Annotated in this window: 21 protein-coding genes and 1 pseudogene; 11 read left to right on the forward strand and 11 right to left on the reverse strand. The window is 67.2% G+C overall.

Annotated elements, in window-relative coordinates; translation table 11 throughout:
* Positions 1 to 394: FAD-dependent oxidoreductase (locus tag ACE3RQ_RS00005; RefSeq protein ID WP_374518652.1), on the reverse strand; the 394-nt coding region annotated here is incomplete at its 3' end.
* Positions 395 to 576: 182 nt separating this feature from the next.
* On the opposite strand from ACE3RQ_RS00005, the gene ACE3RQ_RS00010 reads away from it, so the two are divergent.
* The 9 genes from ACE3RQ_RS00010 (at position 577) to lysS (ending at position 11036) form a co-directional block, all read left to right on the forward strand.
* Positions 577 to 1251, forward strand: a complete 675-nt coding sequence (locus tag ACE3RQ_RS00010; protein ID WP_374518654.1) for a Crp/Fnr family transcriptional regulator — start codon at positions 577 to 579, stop codon at positions 1249 to 1251.
* A 55-nt stretch (positions 1252 to 1306) separates the two neighbouring features.
* Positions 1307 to 3649, forward strand: a complete 2343-nt coding sequence (locus tag ACE3RQ_RS00015; RefSeq protein ID WP_374518656.1) for a DNA translocase FtsK — start codon at positions 1307 to 1309, stop codon at positions 3647 to 3649.
* Between the two features lie 43 nt (positions 3650 to 3692).
* Positions 3693 to 4328, forward strand: a complete 636-nt coding sequence (gene lolA / locus ACE3RQ_RS00020) for an outer membrane lipoprotein chaperone LolA (RefSeq protein WP_374518658.1) — start codon at positions 3693 to 3695, stop codon at positions 4326 to 4328.
* Positions 4329 to 4332: 4 nt separating this feature from the next.
* On the forward strand, positions 4333 to 5625 hold the full coding sequence (locus tag ACE3RQ_RS00025) for a replication-associated recombination protein A (protein WP_374518660.1): 1293 nt from the start codon (positions 4333 to 4335) through the stop codon (positions 5623 to 5625).
* Between the two features lie 217 nt (positions 5626 to 5842).
* The gene (locus ACE3RQ_RS00030; RefSeq protein WP_374518661.1) at positions 5843 to 6772 is read left to right on the forward strand and encodes a branched-chain amino acid ABC transporter permease; all 930 of its coding nucleotides are present in this window, start codon (positions 5843 to 5845) and stop codon (positions 6770 to 6772) included.
* Positions 6773 to 6789: 17 nt separating this feature from the next.
* Positions 6790 to 7875: a branched-chain amino acid ABC transporter permease gene (locus ACE3RQ_RS00035; protein WP_374518663.1), complete on the forward strand. Its 1086-nt coding sequence runs from the start codon at positions 6790 to 6792 to the stop codon at positions 7873 to 7875.
* A 13-nt stretch (positions 7876 to 7888) separates the two neighbouring features.
* Positions 7889 to 8659 carry an ABC transporter ATP-binding protein gene (locus tag ACE3RQ_RS00040; RefSeq protein WP_374518665.1) on the forward strand — a complete coding sequence of 257 codons (771 nt, stop codon included), beginning with the start codon at positions 7889 to 7891 and terminating at the stop codon, positions 8657 to 8659.
* 13 nt (positions 8660 to 8672) lie between these two features.
* A complete protein-coding gene (locus tag ACE3RQ_RS00045; RefSeq protein ID WP_374518667.1) occupies positions 8673 to 9389 on the forward strand; it encodes an ABC transporter ATP-binding protein in 717 nt (238 codons plus the stop codon).
* A gap of 90 nt (positions 9390 to 9479) precedes the next feature.
* Positions 9480 to 11036, forward strand: a complete 1557-nt coding sequence (lysS, locus tag ACE3RQ_RS00050; protein WP_374518669.1) for a lysine--tRNA ligase — start codon at positions 9480 to 9482, stop codon at positions 11034 to 11036.
* A gap of 81 nt (positions 11037 to 11117) precedes the next feature.
* On the opposite strand, the gene rpoH is transcribed toward lysS, so the two are convergent.
* The 4 genes from rpoH to ACE3RQ_RS00070 all read right to left on the reverse strand — a co-directional run bounded on the left by rpoH (position 11118) and on the right by ACE3RQ_RS00070 (position 14768).
* Positions 11118 to 12059, reverse strand: a complete 942-nt coding sequence (gene rpoH, locus ACE3RQ_RS00055) for an RNA polymerase sigma factor RpoH (RefSeq protein ID WP_374518671.1) — start codon at positions 12057 to 12059, stop codon at positions 11118 to 11120.
* 100 nt (positions 12060 to 12159) lie between these two features.
* Positions 12160 to 12918, reverse strand: a complete 759-nt coding sequence (locus ACE3RQ_RS00060; protein WP_374519661.1) for a sulfite exporter TauE/SafE family protein — start codon at positions 12916 to 12918, stop codon at positions 12160 to 12162.
* A gap of 171 nt (positions 12919 to 13089) precedes the next feature.
* Positions 13090 to 13701: an FMN-dependent NADH-azoreductase gene (locus ACE3RQ_RS00065; RefSeq protein ID WP_374518673.1), complete on the reverse strand. Its 612-nt coding sequence runs from the start codon at positions 13699 to 13701 to the stop codon at positions 13090 to 13092.
* Positions 13702 to 13850: 149 nt separating this feature from the next.
* Positions 13851 to 14768, reverse strand: coding sequence for a LysR substrate-binding domain-containing protein (locus ACE3RQ_RS00070; RefSeq protein ID WP_374518675.1), 918 nt, complete (start codon positions 14766 to 14768; stop codon positions 13851 to 13853).
* A gap of 142 nt (positions 14769 to 14910) precedes the next feature.
* Here ACE3RQ_RS00070 and ACE3RQ_RS00075 point away from each other — a divergent pair, with 142 nt between their 5' ends.
* The gene (locus tag ACE3RQ_RS00075) at positions 14911 to 15789 is read left to right on the forward strand and encodes a pirin family protein (protein WP_374518677.1); all 879 of its coding nucleotides are present in this window, start codon (positions 14911 to 14913) and stop codon (positions 15787 to 15789) included.
* 13 nt (positions 15790 to 15802) lie between these two features.
* Here ACE3RQ_RS00075 and ACE3RQ_RS00080 read toward each other — a convergent pair whose 3' ends face one another.
* The 6 genes and pseudogenes from ACE3RQ_RS00080 to ACE3RQ_RS00105 all read right to left on the reverse strand — a co-directional run bounded on the left by ACE3RQ_RS00080 (position 15803) and on the right by ACE3RQ_RS00105 (position 20971).
* On the reverse strand, positions 15803 to 16768 hold the full coding sequence (locus ACE3RQ_RS00080; RefSeq protein ID WP_374519663.1) for an NAD(P)H-dependent flavin oxidoreductase: 966 nt from the start codon (positions 16766 to 16768) through the stop codon (positions 15803 to 15805).
* 11 nt (positions 16769 to 16779) lie between these two features.
* Positions 16780 to 17760 carry a Bug family tripartite tricarboxylate transporter substrate binding protein gene (locus ACE3RQ_RS00085; protein ID WP_374518679.1) on the reverse strand — a complete coding sequence of 327 codons (981 nt, stop codon included), beginning with the start codon at positions 17758 to 17760 and terminating at the stop codon, positions 16780 to 16782.
* Between the two features lie 129 nt (positions 17761 to 17889).
* On the reverse strand, positions 17890 to 18117 hold the full coding sequence (locus ACE3RQ_RS00090) for an oxidoreductase-like domain-containing protein (RefSeq protein WP_374519664.1): 228 nt from the start codon (positions 18115 to 18117) through the stop codon (positions 17890 to 17892).
* 18 nt (positions 18118 to 18135) lie between these two features.
* Positions 18136 to 18369, reverse strand: a pseudogene (locus ACE3RQ_RS00095) (DUF1653 domain-containing protein); the annotation flags it as partial.
* Positions 18366 to 19025, reverse strand: a complete 660-nt coding sequence (locus ACE3RQ_RS00100) for a response regulator transcription factor (RefSeq protein WP_374518681.1) — start codon at positions 19023 to 19025, stop codon at positions 18366 to 18368. The gene ACE3RQ_RS00100 and the pseudogene ACE3RQ_RS00095, both read right to left, overlap by 4 nt.
* Positions 19004 to 20971 carry a nitrogen regulation protein NR(II) gene (locus ACE3RQ_RS00105; protein ID WP_374518683.1) on the reverse strand — a complete coding sequence of 656 codons (1968 nt, stop codon included), beginning with the start codon at positions 20969 to 20971 and terminating at the stop codon, positions 19004 to 19006. The genes ACE3RQ_RS00100 and ACE3RQ_RS00105 overlap by 22 nt, the downstream gene beginning before the upstream one ends.
* 32 nt (positions 20972 to 21003) lie before the next feature.
* Between ACE3RQ_RS00105 and ACE3RQ_RS00110 the strand changes: the two genes are divergently transcribed.
* Positions 21004 to 22026 carry a DctP family TRAP transporter solute-binding subunit gene (locus ACE3RQ_RS00110; protein WP_374518685.1) on the forward strand — a complete coding sequence of 341 codons (1023 nt, stop codon included), beginning with the start codon at positions 21004 to 21006 and terminating at the stop codon, positions 22024 to 22026.
* Positions 22027 to 22102 lie beyond the last annotated feature (76 nt).

Here is a 22102-nt window from a genome sequence, read left to right on the forward strand (position 1 = left end):
CGCTCACGCCCTTGCCCATGAAGGCCTCTTCGGAGGGCAGGCCCAGGTACTTGGCCGAGGCACCGGTGGCAATGATGAGCGAGTCACAGCTGTATTCGCCGCTGTCGCCCTTCAGGACGAAGGGGCGCTTGTTCAGTTCCACCGTGTGGATGTGGTCGAACACAATTTCGGTGTTGAAGCGCTCGGCATGGGCCAGGAAGCGCTGCATCAGCTCAGGGCCTTGCACGCCATTGGCGTCGGCGGGCCAGTTGTCCACCTCGGTGGTGGTCATGAGCTGGCCGCCCTGGGCGATGCCGGTGATCAACAGGGGGTTCAGGTTGGCTCGGGCGGCGTACACGGCGGCGGTGTAACCGGCAGGCCCGGAGCCCAGGATCAGGACTTTCGCGTGTTTCATGGTTCGGGGCCCCATCAAAAGTGGGGGTGTCGGGTTCAGGGGTGGGGGGTATTTGGTTTAGAGTGGCGAGCCAAATAGCCTGATCCTTGCCGATAGGCAAAGGTTTGCAGACGCTTGGGCAGACAGCTCAGGCATTGTAGGGAAGCGCCTCGGGTGCGCGATTCACCACGGGAAATACACGCATGTCCATCCTGTCCAATCTCGATCTCATCCGACGCGTTCCGCTGTTTTCCACTCTCACCCAGGCGCAGGCCGAATCGGTGGCCGATGCGGTGGTCAAGCGGCGCTTCAAGCGCGGCGAGTGCATTGTGGAGCAGGGCAAGAAGTCCAACTGCCTGTCGATTGTGCTCACCGGGCGGGCCAGGGTGGTCACCACCGACTCGCGCGGACGCGAGGTGATTCTGGCCACCATGAACCCGGGCGACTACGTGGGCGAAATGAGCCTGATCGACAACCAGCCCCATTCGGCCACGGTGCGCGCTGAGGTGCAGACCGATGTGCTGATCCTCGGGCGCAACGAGTTTGCCCGTTGCCTGCCCGAGAACTCGTCCATGGCCTACGCGGTCATGAAGGGGCTGGTGCAGCGCCTGCGCCACGCCGACCGCAAGATTGAGTCGCTGGCGCTGATGGACGTGTACGGCCGCGTGGCCCGTGCCCTGCTGGAATTCGCCCAGCCCGACAAGGACGGCAATCTGCGCATCAAAGAGCGCGTGTCGCGCCAGGACGTGGCCAAGATGATCGGCGCCTCGCGCGAGATGGTCAGCCGCGTCATGAAAGACCTGGAAGACCGTGGCTTCATCGAGGTGACTGAGGACGGCAGCACCGTCATCAAAGAGCGCCTGACGTCCCTGGGTTGACGGACGGACGGGCCTTGGCCATGGGGTAAGCTAGCCCCTCGTTTGCCGCAGGTCCATGACGTATTCGCTCAACACCCTCAACGCCGACCGCACTGCACAGCCGCCGGTCGGCGTCTCCCGATTCGCGCAGGAGATCGCGCTGGTGCTCGGGGCCGCTGCCCTGGTGTTCTGGCTCATTTCCCTCCTGACCCATTCCCTGGCCGATCCGGCCTGGAGCACCACGGGTGCCTCAAGCGCCGTGGGCAACTGGGGTGGCCGCCTGGGTGCCATCGTGGCCGATGGCAGCTATTACCTGCTGGGTTATTCGGTCTGGTGGGCCTTCCTGGTGGGCGTTCGCCTCTGGCTGGCCACCCTGGCGCGCTGGATTCGCGCGGAAGGCACCCAGAGCGAGCCCGAAACCGCCCGCTGGTGGCAGCGGCCGGCGATGCGGCGCGTCATCTTCTGGTCGGCCTTGCTGGTGCTGCTGGCCGCCAGCGGTGTCCTGGAATGGAGCCGCCTGTACCGCTTTGAGCACACACTGCCCGGCCCGGCCGGTGGCGTGCTGGGCCAGCTGCTGGGGCCGTGGGTCTCGCGCTGGCTGGGTTTCACCGGCGCAGCCCTGGCCATGTTGGCGATCATGGTGGTGTGCCTGCCCCGGGTGTTCACTTTCTCGTGGGGGCACTGGGCCGAGGTGATCGGCCAGACGCTGGATGGCTGGTTCGAAGCCCGCCGCGAGAAGCGCGAAGAAGTGGAAGACCTGCGCATTGGCCAGCAAGCCGCCAAGGAGCGCGAAGAGGTGGTGAAGGTGGAGCGGGTAGAAATCGAGGAGCACCACCCGAAGCCCGTCTTCATTGAGCCCGCGCCGGTGGAATTGCCCAAGAGCGATCGCGTGGCGAAAGAGCGCCAGAAGCCCCTGTTCACCGAATTGCCCGACAGCAAGCTGCCGCAGGTGGACCTGCTGGACAGCCCGTCTGCGCAGCAGGTGCTGGTAGACCCGCAGACGCTGGAGATGACCAGCCGCCTGATCGAGAAGAAGCTCAAGGACTTTGGCGTGGAGGTGCGGGTGGTGGCAGCGGCGCCGGGCCCGGTGATCACGCGCTACGAGATCGAGCCCGCCACGGGTGTGAAGGGCTCACAGATCGTCAACCTCAGCCGTGACCTGGCGCGCTCGCTCTCGCTGGTGTCCATTCGCGTGATCGAGACGATTCCGGGCAAGAACCTGATGGCACTGGAGCTGCCCAACGCCAAGCGCCAGACCATTCGCCTGTCCGAAATTCTGGGCTCGCAGGTCTACCACGAGGCCAAGTCGATGCTGACCATGGGCCTGGGCAAAGACATCGGCGGCTTGCCGGTGGTGGCCGACCTGGCCAAGATGCCGCACTGCCTGGTGGCCGGCACCACCGGTTCGGGCAAATCGGTGGGTATCAATGCCATGATCCTGTCGCTGCTCTACAAGGCCGATGCCAAGGACGTGCGCCTGATCTTGATCGACCCCAAGATGCTGGAGATGAGCGTTTACGAGGGCATTCCGCACCTGCTGGCGCCGGTGGTCACCGACATGAAGCACGCGGCCAACGCGCTGAACTGGTGCGTGGCCGAGATGGAGAAGCGCTACAAGCTCATGAGCAAGATGGGCGTGCGCAACCTGGCCGGCTTCAACGCCAAGATCGACGAAGCCGTGGCCAAGGGCGAGATCATCGGCAACCCGTTCAGCCTCACGCCTGAGCAACCCGAGCCGCTGGAGCGCCTGCCTCACATCGTGGTGGTGATCGACGAGCTGGCCGACCTGATGATGGTGGTGGGCAAGAAGATCGAAGAGCTGATTGCCCGCCTGGCACAGAAGGCGCGCGCGGCGGGCATCCACCTGATCCTGGCCACACAGCGGCCGTCGGTGGACGTGATCACCGGCCTGATCAAGGCCAACATTCCCACCCGCATTTCCTTCCAGGTGTCGAGCAAGATCGACAGCCGCACCATCCTTGACCAAATGGGCGCTGAGGCCCTGCTGGGCATGGGTGACATGCTCTACATGCCCTCGGGCACGGGCCTGCCTATTCGAGTACACGGCGCCTTTGTGAGCGACGAAGAGGTGCACCGCGTGGTGGCTTACCTGAAGGAGCAGGGCGGCGAGGCCAACTACATCGAGGGCGTGCTCGACGGTGCCCCGGCCGATGGCGAAGGCGGCGATGCCTTCGGTGGCGGCGGCGAGGTCTCGGGCGAGAAAGACCCGCTCTACGACCAAGCGGTGGAGATCGTGCTCAAAGACCGCAAGGCCAGCATTTCCTACGTGCAGCGCAAGCTCAAGATCGGCTACAACCGCGCCGCTCGCCTGCTGGAAGACATGGAAAACGCCGGCCTGGTGAGCGCCCTGACCAGCAGTGGCCAGCGCGACATCATCGTGCCCTCGCGCAGCGAGTGACCGGGCCGTGCAACCTTTCCCTGGCCGACGCATTCCAAGCGCCATGAAACGACTTTTTCTCTCTGCCGCCCTGTTCCTGAGTGGCTTCTCGGCCCAGGCCGATGGCCTGCAAGCCCTCGATGCCTTTCTGCGCGAAGTGGGCAGCGCCCGCGCCAGCTTCACCCAGGTGGTCACGTCGCCCACGCGTGCAGGTGAGGCCAAGCCCCGCAGCAAGACCAGCAGCGGCCGTTTCGAGTTTCTGCGGCCTGACCGCTTTCGCTTCGAGTACACCAAGCCCTTTCCCCAGACCATCGTGGCCGATGGACAGACCCTGTGGCTGTACGACGTGGACCTGAACCAGGTCACGGCTCGCCGCCAGAAGGACGCGCTGGGCAGCACGCCCGCGGCCATCATCGCCGCTGCCGGGCAGATCGACGCCCTCAAGGGGGCGTTCGAGTTGAAGTCCGCGCCCGAGCAAGATGGCCTGCAATGGGTGGAGGCCACACCGCGCGCCAAGGAGGGCCAGCTGCGCTTGGTGCGCATCGGTCTGCGCGAGAAGGAGCTGGCCGTGCTCGACATCGAAGACGGCCTGGGCCAGCGCTCGGTGTTGCGCTTTTCGCAGTGGCAAGCCAACCCGGGCCTGAAGGCGGGTGATTTCCGCTTTGAGCCACCCGCCGGGGCTGACGTGATTCGCCCCTGATACCGTGGTCACCGCCGCCTCGCACATTCCCCTGGCCGAACGGCTGCGCCCGCGCACGCTGGGCGAAGTGATCGGCCAGCAGCACCTGTTGGGCGAGGGCATGGCCTTGCGCCTGGCGTTTGAATCGGGGCAGCCGCACAGCTGCATCCTGTGGGGCCCGCCCGGGGTGGGCAAGACCACCATCGCGCGGCTGATGGCCGATGCCTTTGATGCCCAGTTCATCACCATCAGCGCGGTGCTGGGCGGCGTGAAGGACATCCGCGAGGCGGTGGAGAAGGCCGAGTTGGCGCGCGACGGCCTGCACGCGCAGCGCACCATCGTGTTCGTGGACGAGGTGCACCGCTTCAACAAGAGCCAGCAAGACGCTTTCCTGCCCCACGTGGAAAGCGGGCTGTTCACCTTCATCGGCGCCACCACCGAAAACCCCTCGTTCGAGGTGAACTCGGCTTTGCTCTCGCGGGCGGCGGTGTACGTGCTGCAGCCCCTGCAAGAGGACGACCTGCGCCAGATCGTGGCCAAGGCGCAGGCCATTGGCGCCGTGCCGGCCATGGAAGACGCCGCGCTGGCTCGCATGATTGCGTACGCCGATGGCGATGCGCGCCGTCTGCTGAACACGCTGGAAACCCTGGCGGTGGCCGCCAACAAAGAGCGGCTGGAGCAAGTGACCGACGCCTGGCTGCTGCGGGTGCTGGGCGAGCGCATGCGCCGCTACGACAAGGGGGGTGATCAGTTCTACGACACCATCAGCGCCTTGCACAAAAGCGTGCGCGGCTCCGACCCCGACGCCGCGCTGTATTGGTTCGTGCGAATGCTCGATGGCGGCGCCGACCCGCGCTACCTGGCGCGCCGCTTCATTCGCATGGCCGCCGAAGACGTTGGCCTGGCCGATCCGCGTGCCCTGAGGTTGGCCCTGGACGCTGCCGACGTGTACGAACGCCTGGGCAGCCCCGAAGGCGAGTTGGCCCTGGCCGAGTGCGTGGTGTATCTCGCGATTGCCGCCAAATCGAATGCCGTGTACAAGGCTTTCAATGAGGCCAAGGCATTCGTCAAAAAAGACGGCACTCGGCCCGTTCCCATGCACCTGCGCAACGCGCCCACCAAGCTCATGAAAGAGCTCGACTACGGAAAGGGCTACCGATATGCGCACGACGAAGAAGGCGGATTCGCTGCCGGGGAGAACTACCTTCCCGAAGGCATGCCGCCGCCCGGGTTTTACCGCCCGGTTGATCGCGGATTGGAGATCCGCATTGGCGAAAAACTCGCCGAACTGCAGCGCCGCAACCAAGCGGCCCGCTAAGCCCTTTCTGCCACTCTCCAACCGGGTGACACCGCGTCCCCCGCGCCGGTTTCTCAGGGCTTTTCCGCATGTTTTCGCCGAAGGGCGATGTCTAGAATCGCGCCCAGACCCGCCCGCCATGCTCTACCCAGGATGGCATTGGCGGGTTTTTTGCTAGGTTGAGAGAAGGGGCGCATTACCCACGTGCCCCGACCGGTCAAAAACACGGAGAACCTTCATGGACGTTTTGCTACAGCAGATCATCAACGGTCTGGTCTTGGGCAGCATGTATGCGCTCGTCGCGCTCGGGTACACGATGGTGTACGGCATCATCGGCCTCATCAACTTCGCTCACGGCGACGTGCTGATGGTGGGTGCACTGACGAGCTGGACCATCATCGGTGTCATGCGCGAAGCCTCACCGGGCATGCCGGGCTGGCTGATTCTGGTCATCGCCACCGTCATTGCCATGGTGGTGTGCGCCTCCCTCAATTTCACGATCGAAAAACTGGCCTACCGGCCACTGCGCAACTCCAACCGGCTTGCGCCCCTGATCACCGCCATCGGCATGTCGCTCTTGCTGCAGACCTTTGCGATGATCATCTGGAAGCCCAACCCGAAGTCTTACCCCAACATGCTGCCCACCGAGCCGGTGCAGTTTGGCGGCGCGGTGATCTCGATCACGCAGATCACCATCCTGGGCGTCACGGTGCTGACGCTGGCTTTCCTGATGTGGCTGGTCAACCGCACCAACCTTGGGCGGGCGATGCGGGCCACCGCCGAGAACCCGCGCGTGGCGGCGCTCATGGGCATCAAGCCCGACGTGGTGATCTCGGCCACCTTCATCATCGGCGCCATGCTGGCGGCCATCGCCGGCGTGATGTGGGCCTCCAACTACGGCACCGTGCAACACGCCATGGGCTTCATGCCCGGCCTCAAGGCCTTCGTGGCGGCGGTGATGGGCGGCATTGGCAACCTGGCCGGTGCGGTGGTGGGGGGCGTGGCGCTGGGCCTGATCGAGTCGCTCGGCGCGGGTTACCTGGGCAAGCTCACCGGGGGCGTGCTGGGCAGCCAGTACACCGACATCTTTGCCTTCATTGTGCTGGCTGTCGTGCTCACGCTGCGCCCCTCGGGCCTGCTGGGTGAACGCGTGGCCGACCGCGCCTGAGGCACAAGGAACAAGCCATGATGAACACCAAAATGGGCAAGCTGATCACCTTCCTGATCGCTGCGGTGGCGCTGCTGGCGCTGCCCCTGCTGCTGCAAGCCACGGGCAGCAACTCGTGGGTGCGAATTCTCGACATCGCCCTGCTGTACGTGCTGCTGGCCCTGGGCCTGAACATCGTGGTCGGCTACGCCGGCCTGCTGGACCTGGGCTACATCGCGTTCTTCGCGGTGGGCGCCTACCTGTTCGCGTTGCTGGGTTCGCCCCACTTGGCCGATACCTTCCCGGCCATCAAGGCGGCCTTTCCCAACGGGGTGCACTACAACATCTGGCTGGTCATGCTGGTGGCGGCCGCGGTGGCGGGCGTGGTGGGCATGATTCTGGGGGCGCCCACGCTGAAGCTGCGCGGCGACTACCTGGCCATCATCACGCTGGGCTTTGGCGAGATCATTCGCATCTTCATGCTCAACATGGACCGCCCGGTGAACATCACCAACGGCCCCAAGGGCATCAGCCAGATCGACAGCATCACCGTGTTCGGCCTTGACCTGGGCAAGCGCTTGCAGATTGGCGACTTCACCCTGCAGCCAGTCACGCTGTACTACTACCTGTTCCTGTTCTTCGTGATGCTGTCGGTGGTCATCTCGTATCGCCTGCAAGACTCGCGCATCGGCCGCGCCTGGATGGCCATTCGCGAAGACGAGATCGCCGCCAAGGCCATGGGCCTGAACACCCGCAACCTCAAGTTGCTGGCCTTCGGCATGGGGGCGTCGTTCGGCGGCGTGTCGGGCGTGCTGTTCGCCTCGTTCCAGCGTTTTGTGTCGCCCGAGTCGTTCTCGCTGATGGAGTCGGTGATGGTGGTGGCCATGGTGGTGCTGGGTGGCATCGGTCACATTCCGGGCGTGGTGCTCGGTGCGCTGCTGCTGGCGGGCCTGCCCGAGTTGCTGCGCCACGTGGCCACGCCGCTGACCCAGCTCACCGATGGGCGCTTGGCGCCCGAGATCCTGCGCCAGCTGCTGATCGCGCTGGCCATGGTGGTGGTGATGCTGGTGCGCCCCAAAGGGTTGTGGCCTGCGCCCGAACATGGCAAGTCCCTGAGCAAGTGAGCGGAGCCCCAGCATGAGCGACACCATCCTCAAAGTGGCCAACGTCTCCAAGCGATTCGGCGGCCTTCAAGCCCTCAGCGATGTGGGCATCACCATCGAGCGCGGTCAGGTGTATGGCCTGATCGGCCCCAACGGCGCCGGCAAGACCACCTTCTTCAACGTGCTGACCGGCCTGTACACGCCCGACAGCGGCAGTTTCGAACTGGCGGGCAAGCCCTACACGCCCAGCGCCGTGCACGAAGTGGCCAAGGCGGGCATTGCGCGCACCTTCCAGAACATTCGCCTGTTCGCCGAAATGACGGCGCTGGAGAACGTGATGGTGGGGCGCCATGTGCGCACGCGCTCCGGCCTGGTGGGCGCGGTGCTGCGCACGCCGGGTTTCAAGCGCGAGGAGCGCGATATCACCGAGCGCGCCCGAGAACTGCTCGACTACGTGGGCATCGGCAAGTTCGCCGACTACAAATCGCGCACCCTGAGTTACGGTGACCAGCGCCGCCTGGAGATCGCCCGGGCCCTGGCCACCGACCCGCAACTCATCGCACTGGATGAGCCCGCGGCTGGCATGAACGCCACCGAGAAGGTGCAGCTGCGCGAGCTGATCGACCGCATCCGCAAGGACAACCGCACCATCCTGCTCATCGAGCACGACGTGAAACTGGTGATGGGCCTGTGCGACCGCGTCACCGTGCTCGACTACGGCAAGCAGCTCGCCTCTGGCACGCCCGCGCAAGTGCAAAAAGACCCGAAGGTGATCGAGGCCTACCTCGGCACCGGCGGCCATTGAGATGGAACACCCCATGGCAAATACGCTTCTCAAAGTCAAAGGCCTGAAGGTGGCCTACGGCGGCATCAAGGCCGTCAAGGGCATCGACATGGAAGTGCGCGAGGGCGAGCTGATTTCGCTCATCGGCTCCAATGGCGCGGGCAAGACCACCACCATGAAGGCTGTCACCGGTTCGCTGCCCTTCGAGGGTGGCGAGGTGGAGTACCTGGGCCAAAGCATCAAGGGCAAGGGCTCGTGGGACCTGGTCAAGCAAGGCCTGGCCATGGTGCCGGAAGGCCGTGGCGTGTTCACGCGCATGACCATCACCGAGAACCTGCAGATGGGCGCTTACATCCGCCGCGACAAGGCGGGCATTGAGGCCGACATCGAGCGCATGTTCGGCATCTTTCCCCGCCTGCGTGAGCGAAAAGACCAGCTGGCGGGCACGATGTCCGGTGGCGAGCAGCAGATGCTGGCCATGGCGCGCGCCTTGATGAGCCAGCCCAAGGTGCTGCTGCTGGACGAGCCCTCCATGGGCCTGTCGCCCATCATGGTGGACAAGATTTTCGAGGTGGTGCGCGACGTGTCGGCGCAGGGCGTGACCATCGTGCTGGTGGAGCAGAACGCCCGCCGCGCGCTGCAGATCGCCGACCGTGCCTACGTGATGGACTCGGGCGAGATCATCATGACCGGGCCCGGCAAAGACATGCTTGACGACCCCAAGGTGCGCGCCGCCTACCTGGGCGAATAACACGCAGCGGCCCGGCCAACGGGCGGCTGCCTTTCGGAAAACTACAATCGAGGGTTTGGCGCCATCCGGTGCCCGACCCTCTTGTCATTCATGAGCCAAGCCCAAACCCCCGACCAGGCCGCGCCCGCCGCGCAAGATGAGAACCAGTTGATCGCCGAGCGCCGCGAGAAGCTCAAGGCCTTGCGCGAGGCGCAGAAGCGCGGCGAGGGCGTGGCCTTCCCCAACGACCACAAGCCCGAGCACCGCGCCGCCGAGGTGTTTGCCGCCCATGGCGAGAAGACGGCCGAAGAGCTGGAGGCCAACCCGGTTCGCGCCAGCGTGGCCGGGCGCATGATGCTCAAGCGCGTGATGGGCAAGGCCAGCTTCGCCACCTTGCAAGACGCCTCGTTTGGCCCCTCGGGTGGGCGCATCCAGCTCTACGTCACCCGCGATCGCCTGGGCGACGAGGTCTACGCGGCCTTCAAGCACTGGGACCTGGGCGACATCATCGCCGCCGAGGGCACGCTGTTCCGCACCCGCACCGGCGAGCTGTCGGTGCAGGTCGATTCGATCCGCCTGATCACCAAGAGCCTGCGCCCGCTGCCCGACAAGTTCCACGGCGTGCAGGACCAGGAGATCAAGTACCGCCAGCGCTACGTTGACCTGCTCACCGATGAGAGCTCGCGCCGCCGCTTCGTGGCGCGCAGCCAGGCCATTTCGGCCTTGCGCAATTTCATGGTGGACCACGGTTTCCTGGAAGTGGAAACGCCCATGCTGCACCCCATTCCCGGTGGTGCCAACGCCAAGCCCTTCGTCACGCACCACAACGCGCTGGACCAGGAAATGTTCCTGCGCATCGCGCCTGAGCTGTACCTCAAGCGCCTGCTGGTGGGCGGTTTCGAGCGCGTGTTCGAGATCAACCGCAACTTCCGCAACGAAGGCATCAGCGTTCGGCACAACCCCGAATTCACCATGATGGAGTTCTATGCGGCCTACTGGAACTACCAGGACCTCATGGACTTCTGCGAGCAGCTCATCCGCCACCTGGTGAAGGTGGTGCGCGGTGACGGCGTGCTCACCTACCAGGGGCGCGAGGTGGACGTGAACTCGCCCTTCGAGCGCCTCACCATCCGCGACGCCATCGTGAAGTACACCGACGCTGGCGCCAACGTGGACAGCGCCGATTGGCTGCGTGAGCGCCTGAAGAAGCTGGGCATGAGCGAAGAGAAAAACCAGCTTTCAAGCCGCAGCCTGGCCAGCCTGCAGGTGTTCTTCTTTGAAGAGACGGTGGAAGACAAGCTCTGGAACCCGACCTTCATCATGGACCACCCCACCGAGATCTCGCCGCTGGCGCGCGCCAATGACGCCCGCCCCGAGGTGACCGAGCGCTTTGAGCTCTACATCACCGGCCGCGAGTTCGGCAACGCCTTCTCCGAGCTGAACGACGCCGAAGACCAGGCCGCGCGCTTTCACGCCCAGGTGGCCGCCAAGGACGGTGGCGACGAAGAGGCCATGTACTTCGACGCCGACTACGTGCGCGCGCTCGAGTACGGCATGCCCCCGGCGGGCGGCTGCGGCATCGGCATTGACCGCCTGATGATGCTGCTGACCGACAGCCCCAGCATCCGAGACGTGATCCTGTTCCCGGCGCTGCGCCGCGAGCACTGATGCACCAGGCCCGGCATTCGCCGGGCGCCAGGCGCAAAAAAGCCGCTCCGGGAAGCGGCTTTTTCTTGGGCGCTTGAAACCTCAGGCGTAGGCGGCCAGGGCCTTGCGCATTTTCTTCATGGCGGCCACCTCGATCTGGCGCACGCGCTCGGCGCTCACGCCATACTCGGCCGCCAGTTCGTGCAGCGTCATGCCGCCCGAGCCGTCGTCGTTCACGCGCAGCCAGCGCTCGGTGACGATGCGGCGCGAGCGCTCGTCCAGTTCGCCCATGGCGCGGGCGATGCCTTCGGTGGCCAGCGCGTCGCGCTGGGCCGACTCGATCATGGCGGTGGGCTCATGGCTGGCGTCGGCCAGGTAGGCGATGGGGCCAAAGCCTTCTTCGCCGTCGTCGTTCGGGGCGGGGTCGAGCACCACGTCACCACCGGAGAGGCGCGTTTCCATTTCGCGCACTTCTTCTGGCTTGACGTTGAGCTCTTGCGCCATCAGCTTCACCTCGGCGTCGGACAGCACCTCGCGGTGGGTGTCGCCGTCCATGGCCTCGGCACGAAAACCTTGCTTGCGCGAGCGCAGGTTGAAGAACAGCTTGCGCTGGGCCTTGGTGGTGGCCAGCTTCACCATGCGCCAGTTCTTCAGGATGTACTCGTGGATCTCGGCCTTGATCCAGTGCATGGCGTAGCTGACCAGGCGCACGCCCTGGTCGGGGTCGAAGCGCTTCACCGCCTTCATCAGGCCGACGTTGCCTTCCTGGATCAGGTCGCCGTGCGGCAGGCCGTAACCCAGGTACTGGCGCGAGATGGAGACCACCAGGCGCAGGTGGGACATCACGAGTTGGCTCGCGGCCTGCAGGTCGTTGTCGTCGCGCAGCTTGCGCGCGGCCTGCTGCTCTTCTTCCAGGGTGAGCAGGGGCAGGCGGTTGACGGCCGAGATGTAGGCGTCCAGGTTGCCCAGGGGGGGCACCAGCGACCACGGGTTGGCCACGGCCACGGCGCCGGACTGGGCAACGGGAGCGAGCGAGTGGGTCATGCGGGGGTACCTCCTGTGGTGTTCCCAAAATATTAGCACTCTCTATGAGTGAGTGCTAAAGGGGAAGTTCCATCCCCCTGTTGACCTTGCGGTGAGGGGCTTATTGCCGCCAGAAGAACAAGGCCGTCATGGTCAGGCCGGTGAGCACGATGCCCCAGCGCATCACGTTTGCGGGAATGTGCCGCGCCAGGACGGCGCCGCCGTAACCGCCGGCGGTGGCCGCCACCATCATGAGCAGCGCCTGTTTCCACTGCACGATGCCGCCAGCGGCGTAGATGGCCGCGGCGATGGTGGTGAGCAGGGCCGAGACCAGGTTCTTCAGGCCGTTCATGGCGTTCAGCCGCGTTTGCCCCAGCAGGCCGAACAGCGCCAGCAGCAAGATGCCCAGGCCGCCGTTGAAGTAGCCGCCGTAGCCCGCCACCAGCAGCATGCCCAGGCCGGCTTTCCAGGGGGAGGCGGTGCCGTGGCCTGTCGCGCCGGTCCAGCGCCGGATCTGGGGGCCGAAGGCGAACATGGCGGTAGCGGCCAAGAGCAGCCAGGGCACCACCTTGTTAAAGGTGGCGTCGGGCGTGAACAGCAGCAGCGCGGCACCGGCCGAGCCGCCAATCAACGAGATGGCCACCACCGCCAGGATGGAGAGGCCTGGCGGGGCTTCCATGTCCCGCCGAAAGCCCCAGGCGCCGGCCATGTAGCCGGGCAGCAGGGCCACGGTGCCGGTGGCGTTGGCGGCCACGGGGGGCACGCCGGTGAACACCAGCGCGGGCAAGGTGAGGAAGCTGCCCCCGCCGGCCACGGCGTTCAAGGCCCCCGCCAGCGCCGCCGCCGCCAGCAGCAACGCGATGTGGGCCAGCGGGCCCATGCCCAGAATGTCCATGCAACTCTCCCGAGATCGTATTCAATTGCACCATGTTGGTGCAAAACGAGCCCGATCTTAGTGCGTGGGGAGTTGGCAATGCCGGCGCAAAAGGCAAAGCACTTGGGACACGGATGGGGTGAATCGGCGCGGGAGGGGCGGCGCCACCCCGTTGGGTCAGGCGGTGACCTGTTCCATGTCGGCCTTGGCGGTGCTCAGGGCCTGGTTCTTGGCGTCCTCGCCCATGGCCAGGCCTTCGGCGCGCACGATGCGCACGTCGGTGATGCCGAAGAAGCCCATCACCACCTTCAGGTAGCTTTCCTGGTGTTCCATGGCCTGGCCACCTTCGCTGTTGGCGTACATGCCGCCGCGGGTGGAGGCCACGATCACCGTCTTGCCACCGGCCAGGCCGACCGGGCCTTTTTCGGTGTACTTGAAGGTGCGACCGGGTTGGGCCAGGCGGTCGATCCAGGCCTTGAGCTGGGTGGGGATGGAGAAGTTGTAGAAGGGCGCGCCAATGACGATCACGTCTGAGGCCAGGAACTGGCTGACCAGCTTTTCCGAGAGGGCGTTCTCGGCGCGTTGCGCTTCGGTGGGCTCGGGCTGGGCGATGCCTTTGATGGCGATGGCGTCGGCGCTGAAGTGGTTGGGGGCGTTGACCGCCAGGTCCAGGTGCTCGACGGTGGTGTCAGGGTGGTTCTCGCACCACTTGGCGACGATGTCGGCGGTGAGCTGGCGCGACACGGAGTGGGCGCCCAGGATGCTGGAATCGACGTGGAGCAGTTTCATGGTGGGTCTTCTTTCGGTCAAGACGCCAGCGCGGTGTGCGCCGGCCATGAAACTATTCTATTTTTGGTGTCTTTCCTTGATTAGACGGTCATTCTGGGAATGATCGTTCCATTGGTGAGACAAAAAGGGCGGTCGGGGGCGATGATCGGTCAGGTCTGCACCTGGGCCAGGGCGGTCTGCAGCATGTCAATGAACACGCGGGTCTTCACCGGCATCAGCTTGCGTTCGGGGAACACGGCCCAGGCGGTGTGGCTGGGCAGGCACCAGCCGGGCAACACCCGCCGCAAGGCGCCTCGGCGCACTTCGGCCGCGGCAAAGTGGTCGGGCACCGCGGCAATGCCGGCGCCAGCGCAGGCGAGCTTGATGAGCAGCTCGGGGGCGTTGGCGCTCACGCGGCCCGGCGGGGAGCCCTGCCAGCGCTCGTCGCCTTGTGACAGCGTCCAGATGGCGGCCTCGCCGTTGGTCATCAGCAGGTGGACGGCTTCGTACCGCACCAGGTCGTCCGGGTGTTGCGGGTCGCCATGCTCGGCCAGGTAGCTGGGGGCCGCGTACAAGCCGAAGGAAAAGACCGCCAGGCGCCGGGCGGCCAGCGAGGCGTCGTCGGGCAGTTGCCCCATGCGCAGGGCCACGTCAAAGCCCTCGCCCAGCAGGTCCACGCGGCGGGGGGACAAATCCAGGTCCAGCCGAATGGCCGGGTAGAGCGCCACAAACGCGGCCAGCGTGTCGGCCAAGAGCAGGCTGGCGAAGTCGCTGGGCATGGACACGCGCAAGCGCCCGCTGGGGGTGGCCTGGCGCCGCTCGCTCAGCGCCGCCACGGCCTCAACTTCAGAGGCCACCTGGCGCGCGTGCTCCAGCAGTTGCAGGCCGAATTCGGTCAATGACTGGCGCCGGGTGGTGCGCGTCAGCAAGCGCTCACCCAGGCGTTGTTCCAGGGCGGCCAGACGGCGCGACACGGTGGACTTGGGCAAGCCCAGGCGCTCGGCCGCGCGGCTGAAGCTGCCCAACTCGGCCACGCTGGCGAAGATGAGCAGGTCGTTGGGATCGATGTGTGGGCTGGATTGTTCCATTTGAGAATCAATGATATCCGGGCAACAGCATTAACAAGAGGATTGTTCCCCAATAGACTGTGCGCAATGGACGTTGGCCTGCCAAAACCCGCCGGCCCCAACTTCCCCCCTCATTGCCTGCCGCTCAAGAAAGGAGCCCGACATGAACGCCAACACCTCAACCCAGCCGGTCACCGCATCGCGCGTGGTGGAGCACCTGATCGCTGGTCAGCCCACGTCAGACGGCGCGGGCGTGAAGCTCACCCGTGTGCTCACGCAGAACCTGCAGCGCCGGCTTGACCCCTTCCTGATGCTCGATGCCTTCGGCAGCGACAAGGCCGATGACTACATCGCCGGCTTCCCCGACCACCCGCACCGTGGCTTTGAAACCGTGACCTACATGATCGCCGGGCGCATGCTGCACCGCGACAGCGCGGGCCACGAGGGCTTGCTGCAAAACGGCGGCGTGCAGTGGATGACGGCCGGCCGGGGCGTGATCCATTCCGAGATTCCTCAGCAGGAAGAGGGCGTGATGGAGGGCTTTCAGCTGTGGCTGAACCTGCACAGCAGCGAGAAGATGAACGCCCCCTGGTACCGCGATTTCCAGAGCGAGCAGCTGCCCAAGCTGCGCACCCCCGAGGGCGTGGACGTGACCGTGATCGCGGGTGTGAGCCATGGCGTGCAGGGCGCGGTGACGCGCGAGATCACCCAGCCGCTGTACCTGGACGTGCACATGCCCAGTGGCTCGCGCTTTGAACAAACGCTGCCGGCCGATCACAACGCGTTTCTGTACGTGTACCGGGGCGAGGTGCGCATCGCCGGGCAGGCGGTGCCGGTGCAGCGCATGGCGATTCTGGCGAACGCGGCCCAGGCCGATGGCGTGGTGATCGAGGCCAGCGCCGACGCCAGGTTGATCCTGGTGTCGGGCCGGCCGTTGAACGAGCCCATCGTGCAGTACGGGCCCTTCGTGATGAACACGCAGCAGGAGATTTACCAGGCCCTGGCCGATTTCCGCGACGGCCGCCTGGGCGAGCGGGCCTGACCCGCTCGCGCCCTCAGAGGGTGGCCGTCTCGGCCAGCCGCTGGCGGCATTGCGCCACCATTCGCTGCAGCAGGGCCTCGCAACTGGGGATGTCGTCGATCAGCCCCACCACCTGGCCAGCCCACACCACGCCGTCGTCCAGCGCACCGCTCTCCAGCGTGGCGCGCCCGCGCGCGCCAGCCACCAGCGGTCGAAGCTCGTCGAAGGTGCAGCCGCCGGGGCGGTTCTCCAGCGCCAGCACCTCGTGTGAGACGCGGTTGGACAACACCCGCGCGGTGTTGCGCAGGGTGCGGAACATCAGGCGCGTGTCGGTCTCACGGGCCTGCACCAGGGCCTGCTTGATGTGCTCGTGCACCGGCGCTTCTTGCGTGGCCACGAAGCGCGTGCCCATGTTCACGCCTTGCGCGCCCAGGGCAAGGGCGGCGGCCAGGCCGCGCCCGTTGGCAATGCCGCCCGAGGCGATCACCGGCACGCTCAGGGCCTGCACGGCGGCGGGAATGAGCACCAGCCCCGGCACGTCGTCTTCGCCCGGGTGGCCGGCGCACTCGAAGCCGTCGATGCTGACGATGTGCACCCCGCGCTTCTCGGCGGTGAGGGCGTGGCGCACCGAGGTGCACTTGTGGATGACGGTGATGCCCGCGCCCACCAGGCGGTCGAACACCTCGGCCGGCACGTTGCCGGCGGTCTCCACCACCGGCACGCGCCGCCCGATGATGGTGTCGAAGATCTGCTCGTAGGGCGGCGGTGTGACGGTGCGCAGCATGGTCACGTTCACGCCGAAGGGCTGGTCGGTGAGGGCGCGGACGCGGTCGATCTCGAGGCCCAGCTCGTCGGGCGTGGGCTGGGTGAGGGCGCTGAGCATGCCCAGGCCCCCAGCATTGGACACGGCGGCAGCCAGCCCGGCGCGGCCCACCCATTGCATGCCCCCTTGCACGATGGGGTAGCGAATGCCCAACCGTTGCGTCACGGCGTTGTGGATGGCGCGCTCGCTCATTGCAGCTTGATGTCGTTTTCGCGAACGATCTTGCCCCATTGCTGTACGTCGGAGGCGATCTGGCGGCCAAAGTCGGCGCTGCTGTTGCCCACCGGCTCGAAGCCCATCTCGAAGATCTTGGCTTGCACGTCGGGCAGGGCGGTGATGCGCTGCAGCTCTTTGGAGAACTTCTCCACGATGGCCGGCGGCGTGCCCGCGGGCAGCAGCACGCCGCCCCAGCCGGGCAGGTTCACGCCGGGGTAGCCGGCCTCGGCGAAGGTGGGCACGTTGGGGTACGTCTTCAGGCGCGTGGGGTTGGCCACGGCAATCAGCTTGACCTTGCCGCCGCTGAGCTGGCGACCGTAAAAGCCCACCGAGCCGTAGGCCAGTTCGATGCTGCCGTTGACCAGGTCGGCAAAGCCCGGCGCTTCGCCCTTGTAGGCCACGTGCTTGATCTGCATGCCAGCCTCTTTGTTCAGGCCTTCGCCGATCACGTGCCCACCCGAGCCCATGCCGTACGAGCCGAAGGTGAGCTTGCCGGGCGAGGCCTTGGCCAGCTTGACGACACCGGCCAGGTCGTCGGCCGGCAGGTTGGTGGTGGCCGCCAGGGCGATGGGGAAGGACGCCACCATCGACACGGGCGTGAAGTCTTCGGCCTTGTATTGCGGGTTGGTCTGCAGCACCAGGTTTTGCGCGAAGCCGCTGATGGTGAACAGCGCGGTGTAGCCATCGGCCGGCGAGCGAGCCACCGCCGTGGTGGCAAGGATGGTGTTGGCGCCCGGGCGCGGTTCCACGATGACCGGCTGCCCCCAGGCCTGGCTCATCTTGTCGGCCACCAGGCGGGCCAGCAGGTCGAGGTTGCCGCCCGGCGCGGTGGGGATGACGAAGCGCACCGCCTTGCTGGGGAATTTGTCCTGGGCCTGGGCCAGGGTGGCGCCCAGCAGCAGGGTGCTGCCCAGGGCGGCGATCAGGGTTCGGCGGGCGGTGAGGGCGCGCATGTCTGTCTCCATATGGTTAGTGGTTCAACCATTTTAGGTTTGACGATGGCGTGTGTCAAAGGGCGCGCAGGGCCCAGCCGCCCGGGGCTTGGCCGGGCTGGTGAAGTGGGTGAGGGGGTGGCCGGTCGCTCAGGCCGCGCCGCGCTCGGCCAGCAGGGCCAGGGCGTCGTCGCGCCAGAAGGCCAGCGCGGCGTAGTAGCCCTCCCACACGCAGCCGTTGCAGCCCCGGCCGCAGCAGGTGGTGGGCTCGGGCGGTGGGCGGCGCAGGGCGGCGTCCAGGTCAAGGCCGGCGCGCTGGGCACGCCCGCGCAGGTGGGCGATCAGGGCTTGTGCGGTGGCCAGGTCGGCCAGTGGCACGCTGGCCGCGTCTTGTGGCCGAAAGCGCCGCTGCGTGCGCCCCTCGAACTCGGCGGTCTCGTTGAACATGGCGGCCGGTCGCACCCACAGGCCAAAGCCGCCGTACAGCGCGCGGTAGAGCGTCATGCCCAGCAGGGTTTCGCTGCAACGCACGGTGTCGATCACCTCGTACCAGCCGCCTTTGTAGTGGCGGTACAGGCCGGGCGGGGTGGCGTTAAGCGGGGGCAGGTCGTGGTCGGTGGGGGCGCTCATGTCGGGTCGGTCGGGCCGCGGCCCTGGGCGTTGAGTTGCCCCATGCGGTGGGCCAGTTCCACCGCCGATTGCACCTGCAGTTTGTCCAGGATGTTGGCGCGGTGGAACTCCACCGTGCGCTGGGTGATGCCCAGGTGGTCGGCGATGTTCTTGTTGTAGTGGCCTTGCAGCATTTCGTGCAGCACCTCGCGCTCACGCGCGCTCAGGCTGGCCAGGGCGCGCTGAAAGCGCAGCCGCTCGTGTGAGTGGGTGTGCCAGTCGATGGCGGCCTGGCGCGCGGCCTCTACCTTGTCCACCAGCTCGTTGTTCTGAAAGGGCTTCTCCAGAAAGTCCCAGGCGCCGTTTTTCACGGCGGCCACGGCCATGCCCACGTCGCCATGCCCGGTGAGGAACAGCACCGGCCAGTGCCAGCCCAGGGCCTTGAGCTGCTCGAAGGTGGCCAGGCCAGACAGCGGCTCCATGCGGATGTCAAGCAGCACCACGGCGCAGGTGTCGGCCAGGCCCTGCTCGCGCACCGCCTGCACGAACGCGTCGCCCGCCGCCCAGGCCTGCGTGGGCAGGCCGCGCGAGTCGAGCAGCCAGGCCAGGCCGTCGCGGAAATCCGCGTCGTCATCGACCAGGTGCACGGTGGGGTTCAGGGTTGCAGGGGTAGCCACAGCGTGAATTGTGCCCCCCGCCAGCGGGGGCTTCGTTCCACCTCGATGCGGCCGTGGTGGGCCTCGGCGATCGAGCGGCAGATGGCCAGGCCCATGCCCATGCCGCCGGGTTTGCGGCTGGCAAAGGCGTCGAAGAGGTTGGCCTCGATGTCGGGCGCCACGCCGGGGCCGGTGTCGGCCACGCGCACGCCGGCCATGCCCTCACCCGCCACCAGCGACACCTCGACCGTGGGGGTGTCGTAGGCGCCCGGCTGCGCCCACTCGCCCGCGTTGAGCACCAGGTTGTGCACCGCGTTCTCCAGCAGCAGCGCGTCGGCCGGCACGGTGGGGCCGTCGCCGTCGGGCAGGTTCAGCAGCAGGCGCACGCCCTCGGGCAGGGGCACGCCCTGGGCCACGCGGGCCACGAAGGGGGCCAGCGCCAGGGGCTGGCGGCTCATTTCCTGGCGGCGGGCAAAAGCATTGACGCGCTGGATGACGCGCCCGGCCTTGTCGGCCAGGCGGTCCATGCGCTCGACCACGGGCACGATGTCGTCGAGGGCGATGTTCTGCGCGCGCAGGCGGTTGAGCAGGCCGTTGGCGAAGCTGGCCAGCGCGCCCAGGGGTTGGTTGAGTTCGTGCGCCAGGGTGGAGGCCACCTCGCCCACGGCCACCAGCCGGCCCGAGGCCTCCAGCATTTCCTGCTGGCGCGCGGCCAGGCGCTCCACGCGGCGGCGTTCGGTGATGTCCAGCGTGGAGACGACCCAGCCCACCACTTGGCCGACCTCTTGGCCGTTCGCCAGTCGCAGCGGCGCGGCCTGGGTGAGCACCTCCAGGCGGCGGCCGTCGCGGTGCAGCAGGGTTTGCTCCAGCCCGCCGGGGTGGGCGTCTGGGTCTTGCAGCAGCGGGCGCAGCGGCGCCAGCTCGGGCCCGGCGTGGGCGGGCCAGTAGGGCGGGGCATCGGCCTGGGCCAGCAACTCGTCGGCCGACCAGCCCACCAGCCGGGCGAAGGCCGGGTTGGCGTAGCGCAGTTGACCGGCCGGGCTCAGCACGCGCAAGCCCACGCTGGTGGAGTGTTCCAGCGCGGTGCGCAGGGCGAGCTGGGTTTGCAGGCGGGCCTCGGCGCGTTGGCGGCGGCGGGTGTCGCGCCACAGGGCGTACAGCGCCACCAGCATGCCGGCCAGGCAGACCAGGGCCACGCCGAAGAACAGGCGCGGCGCCAGCGGCACCGGGTTGCCGAGCCAGCGCACCTGCAGGCGCCAGGTGGCGCCGGGCAGGTTCACCGGCACGAGAAAGCGGCCGTCGGCCTCCAGCCCTGCCGCGCCCGTGGCGGGGCCGATCTCGTGCTCTTGCGCGAACCAGTCGGGCACAAAGGCGGTGATGGCGCGCTGCACCGGCACAGCGGCCAGGTAGTCGCCGCGGAACTGGCCTTGCTCAATGTGCGGCACGGCCAGCCACACCCACTCGGTGCCCGAGCCATCGGCGGCCGGCAGCGGGCCGCTGTAGGCCGGGCGCTGTAGGCCACGGGTGGTGTCGAGCATCACGGCCAGGGCGTCGGCGTTGTCGGCCAGCGCGGCGGCGGCGCGCAGCTCGCGTGGCCAGCGGGCGGTGTCGGGCTGGTCGGCGGCGGGCAGCCAGCCATGGAAGGCCACCAGCCCCGGCTCGGACCACCAGGGGCTGACGCGCAGACTGGCGGGGGCTTGCGGGCTGCCCTGGGCCAGCGCGCCCAGGTCGCGTTCCAGGCGGCGGAAGTGAAAGCGCAGCGTCTGGTCCAACCACTCGCTGTCGGCCACGCGGCGGCGGTCGGCCTCTTGGGCTTCTTCGCCGCGCAGGTACACCACCATCAGCAGGGCCGAGGCGGCCACCAGCACCAGCAGCGCCACCAGCCCGGCGATGGTGCGCCGGGTGGGCGCCAGGGCACTCTGGGGGTTGAGGTCCAGGGTGGCGAAGTCGAGCGGGGGTGTGGGCATGGTGGCGGGGGGGTATCGCTAGCATAGCGGCCATGCCCTTTGCCCTGCCACCGCCAGTGCCCCGTGCCGTCACGCGGCGCGCGCTGCTGGCCGCCGCCGTGGCGCTGCCCGCGCTGGCCAGCGGGCGCGGGCCGGTGCGGCTGCGCTTTTCGCACGTGGTGGCGCCCGACACGCCCAAGGGGCGCATGGCCTTGCATTTCCAGGCGCTCGTGCACGAGCGCGCGGGCGACCGCCTTCGGGTGGAGGTGCACCCCGACTCGCAACTCTGGGGCGACGACGACGAGATCGAGGCGCTGCGCCTTGGCGCGGTGGAGATGCTGGCGCCCTCGCTGTCGAAGTTCGGCATGGCCGGCGTGCCCGAGTTCGAGGTGTTTGACCTGCCCTATCTGTTCAGCGAGGCCGCGCAGGTGCGCCGCGTGACCGAAGGGCCGGTGGGCCAGGCCTTGCTGCGCCGGCTGGAGCGCCAGCAGATGCTGGGCCTGGGTTTTCTGGACAACGGCCTGAAGCACATGAGCGCGCAGCGCCCTTTGCGCCGCGTGGCCGATTTCGCGGGCTTGCGCGTGCGGGTGCAGGCCTCGCGCGTGATCGAGGCGCAGTGGCGCGCGCTGGGCGCGCAGCCGGTGGTGCTGCCGTTTGCCGAGACGCGCCGTGCCCTGGCCTCGGGCGTGGTGAACGCCACCGAGAACCCGCTGTCGAACTTCCTGACCCAGGGCCTGGCCTCGGTGCAGCCGCAGCTCACGCTCACGGGCCACGGCTACCTGGGCTACGCGGTGGTCACCAACCCGCGCTTCTGGGCCAGCCTGCCCATGGCCGACCAGCGCCTGCTCACCGACGCGCTGCGCGCCGCGCTGGCGCAGGGCAACCGCTGGGCGGCCGAGCTGGACCGCGATGCGCTGCTGGCCCTGCAGCGGCAGACGGGGGTGGCGGTGCACCAGCCCAGTGAGGCCGAGCGGAACGGCCTGCGGCAGGCCTTGCGCGGTGTCAGTCAAATGGTTGAGCGTGGGCCGCAAGGCCAGTGGCTGAAGGACGTTCGCGCGGCCCTTTTGGCTAAGTAGTAACCCTACTGTCAAACGCCACAGTTGGCGCGGCTGCGGGCGCTGCGTATCGTCCGCACCCACTCGGGAGACCCCG

The organism is Hydrogenophaga sp., from assembly GCF_041913525.1.
Lineage (GTDB): Bacteria > Pseudomonadota > Gammaproteobacteria > Burkholderiales > Burkholderiaceae_C > Hydrogenophaga.

Coding starts and splice junctions, on each gene's coding strand:
- ACE3RQ_RS00010 (WP_374518654.1), top strand. CDS start 577: ATGTCCATCCTGTCCAATCTCGATCTCATCCGACGCGTTCCGCTGTTT.
- ACE3RQ_RS00015 (WP_374518656.1), top strand. CDS start 1,307: ATGACGTATTCGCTCAACACCCTCAACGCCGACCGCACTGCACAGCCG.
- lolA (WP_374518658.1), top strand. CDS start 3,693: ATGAAACGACTTTTTCTCTCTGCCGCCCTGTTCCTGAGTGGCTTCTCG.
- ACE3RQ_RS00030 (WP_374518661.1), top strand. CDS start 5,843: ATGGACGTTTTGCTACAGCAGATCATCAACGGTCTGGTCTTGGGCAGC.
- ACE3RQ_RS00035 (WP_374518663.1), top strand. CDS start 6,790: ATGATGAACACCAAAATGGGCAAGCTGATCACCTTCCTGATCGCTGCG.
- ACE3RQ_RS00040 (WP_374518665.1), top strand. CDS start 7,889: ATGAGCGACACCATCCTCAAAGTGGCCAACGTCTCCAAGCGATTCGGC.
- ACE3RQ_RS00045 (WP_374518667.1), top strand. CDS start 8,673: ATGGCAAATACGCTTCTCAAAGTCAAAGGCCTGAAGGTGGCCTACGGC.
- lysS (WP_374518669.1), top strand. CDS start 9,480: ATGAGCCAAGCCCAAACCCCCGACCAGGCCGCGCCCGCCGCGCAAGAT.
- rpoH (WP_374518671.1), bottom strand. CDS start 12,059: ATGACCCACTCGCTCGCTCCCGTTGCCCAGTCCGGCGCCGTGGCCGTG.
- ACE3RQ_RS00060 (WP_374519661.1), bottom strand. CDS start 12,918: ATGGGCCCGCTGGCCCACATCGCGTTGCTGCTGGCGGCGGCGGCGCTG.
- ACE3RQ_RS00065 (WP_374518673.1), bottom strand. CDS start 13,701: ATGAAACTGCTCCACGTCGATTCCAGCATCCTGGGCGCCCACTCCGTG.
- ACE3RQ_RS00070 (WP_374518675.1), bottom strand. CDS start 14,768: ATGGAACAATCCAGCCCACACATCGATCCCAACGACCTGCTCATCTTC.
- ACE3RQ_RS00075 (WP_374518677.1), top strand. CDS start 14,911: ATGAACGCCAACACCTCAACCCAGCCGGTCACCGCATCGCGCGTGGTG.
- ACE3RQ_RS00085 (WP_374518679.1), bottom strand. CDS start 17,760: ATGCGCGCCCTCACCGCCCGCCGAACCCTGATCGCCGCCCTGGGCAGC.
- ACE3RQ_RS00105 (WP_374518683.1), bottom strand. CDS start 20,971: ATGCCCACACCCCCGCTCGACTTCGCCACCCTGGACCTCAACCCCCAG.
- ACE3RQ_RS00110 (WP_374518685.1), top strand. CDS start 21,004: ATGCCCTTTGCCCTGCCACCGCCAGTGCCCCGTGCCGTCACGCGGCGC.